Genomic DNA, 2,382 nt, shown 5'->3' with positions numbered 1-2,382 from the left:
GCTTTTAAGCGCACATGCTTACCAACAACAATAGTACCGGTACGAGAGTTAACAATGATTTTTGCAGAGCCCTCTGCAGGGTCAAATTCGATGTTTTCGATGGCAGACAAGAAAGCCACACGTTGGCTGATTTCACGTGGAGCACGAACTTTTACAGAAGTCGCATCTACCGCAGACGCCATTTGAGGGCCTAGAAAATTATTAACCGCATCAGCTAAACGCTGAGCCGTAGTAAAATCAGATTGGATTAAGTTGAAAGTGATGTAGTCACCACGACCAAATGGGGTTGGGATTTCTTGCTCTACCGTCGCACCGCTAGAGATGATACCGACGTTTGGGTTGTTACCAACGAGCTTAGAACCATCGTTGCCTTGAGCACTAAAACCACTCACAACCAAATTACCTTGTGCCACAGCGTACACTTGACCGTCCAGACCTTTAAGAAAAGTCTGCAGCAAAGTACCACCACGAAGGCTTTTTGCTGAACCAATAGACGACACCGTTACGTCTACTTCCTGACCTTGCTTGGAGAATGCCGGAAGTTCAGCGGTAACGATTACCGCCGCAACGTTTTTGGTTTTTGGCTTGGTGCCAGGCGGCAATTGAATGCCAAAATTTTGCAGCATTGCGTTAAACGTTTGATCGGTAAAGGGAGTTGTCTCACCGGTGCCCGGCAAACCCGTCACCAAACCATAACCGACAAGTTGGTTACTACGAACACCCGCTACTTTTGCCACGTCTTTTATACGCGCGGCATGAGCACTGGAGGCAAGAAATAGCATGCCGAAGAGTACGAGTGTTAGTTTTTTCATTGAGTAACCTGTCTGTATTGCTTTAATTTATAATGAGTTAGCTTGAAATTAGATAATTCTGAAAGTGTCAGTATGTCGACACAGTCTCTAGCTCTACAAAGATACATTAAAGAATCGTGCCAAGAACCCAGGTTCTTGCATATCTTTCTGCACACCCGTACCTGAGTACTGAATTCGTGCATTCGAAACACGGTTCGAAGCAATGGTATTCTCAAAGTCGATATCATCAGGGCGGATGGTGCCACTTAAGCGAATGTACTCATCACCCGTATTCAACGTCATCCACTTTTCACCACGAACCACTAGGTTGCCATTAGCTAATACTTCAATAACTTCAACCGTAATGTAACCGCTGATGCTGTTACTTTGGTTAGCTGATGCATCTCCAGCAAAGGTGTTGGTGTTACTCAGATCGTAAGAAAAGTTGTATTTACCAAGTTCTAGGTTTTCACCGCCTACAGCTAACGGTTCCATCGATGCATCGTTCGATTTAGACATATCTGCATTAGCTTTTTTAGTCGCTCGCGTATTCTCATCTAACGCAACTGTAATAATGTCACCAATACCGCGAGGTTTTGAGTCGTCATACATGCTACCAATGTGGTTAGCATTGAACAGTGAGCCTGTTGCTGCCGCATAATGCTCTTGTTTTTTCTTCGGGTTAATTGGCGCCCATGCAGGATCACCAGCAATAGGGTCCGTTCTATCTCGAAGTGTGTCGATAATACCAGAGCTTTCCTGGGCCGACTTGTCGCCTTCTACGGCATCAACCACTGTGGTTGCGTTCTCTTGCGCCGGAGTTTCAATTGGAGCCAATGGGGCGCAGCCAGTCATAGACAAAAATAGGGCTAAACAAACAATACGTTTCATGGCGACATACTCTCAGCGGGCAATGGTAAACAGAACGATCAAAAGAAATAAGTAAACAGCGAATTAACTAGCTACAGTTGTTGGTTAACGAAGCTCATCATCTTATCTACCGCCGAGATAACTTTTGAGTTCATTTCGTATACACGTTGAGCTTCAATCATGTTAACCAACTCTTCAGTTACGTTTACATTGGATGCTTCAAGCATAGACTGACGAACATTACCTAAGCCATTCAACCCCGGAACACCCTCTTGCGGGTCACCACTTGCACCTGTAGGCAAGTAAAGGTTTTGGCCAATGGGCTCTAAACCACCTGGGTTTACGAAATCAGTAATAGTGATTTGACCAACCACGACGTTGTCTTGCTGACCACGTAGACGAACCGACACCTCACCATCGTTCCCAACCGTTACCGAGATCGCGTCTTCAGGAATAACGATTTCGGGTTGTAGGGCATAACCTTGACCCGATGTTACGATCGCGCCGTCACCGTTCAATGTGAACTGACCATTACGGCTGTAACCTGTTTCACCGTCTGGCATCTCAACTTGGAAGAAACCGTCGCCTTCAATCATCATATCTAGGCTATTCGACGTTGTTTGTGCGTTACCGTGAGTGTGCACCTTTTGGGTTGCAACTACCTTAGAACCAGCACCCAACATCAAACCACTTGGCAACTCAGTATTCTGAGACGATTGGC

3 protein-coding genes are annotated in these 2,382 nt (G+C 45.8%); all 3 read right to left on the bottom strand.

What is annotated here, in order from left to right:
• Positions 1-812: flagellar basal body P-ring protein FlgI (locus tag AB4653_RS15620; RefSeq protein ID WP_372104668.1), on the bottom strand; the 812-nt coding region annotated here is incomplete at its 3' end.
• 93 nt (positions 813-905) lie between these two features.
• Positions 906-1,682 carry a flagellar basal body L-ring protein FlgH gene (gene flgH / locus AB4653_RS15615; RefSeq protein WP_009848569.1) on the bottom strand — a complete coding sequence of 259 codons (777 nt, stop codon included), beginning with the start codon at positions 1,680-1,682 and terminating at the stop codon, positions 906-908.
• A 71-nt stretch (positions 1,683-1,753) separates the two neighbouring features.
• The coding region (flgG, locus tag AB4653_RS15610) for a flagellar basal-body rod protein FlgG (RefSeq protein ID WP_372104665.1) at positions 1,754-2,382 on the bottom strand (629 nt) is incomplete at its 5' end.

Origin of the sequence: Vibrio sp. 10N.222.48.A3 (genome assembly GCF_041475345.1) — a bacterium.
Classification (GTDB): domain Bacteria; phylum Pseudomonadota; class Gammaproteobacteria; order Enterobacterales; family Vibrionaceae; genus Vibrio; species Vibrio tasmaniensis_A.
The sequence above is the reverse complement of the archived record's forward strand: the minus strand, read 5'-3'. Positions and strand labels throughout refer to the sequence as shown.

Coding starts and splice junctions, on each gene's coding strand:
- flgH (WP_009848569.1), bottom strand. CDS start 1,682: ATGAAACGTATTGTTTGTTTAGCCCTATTTTTGTCTATGACTGGCTGC.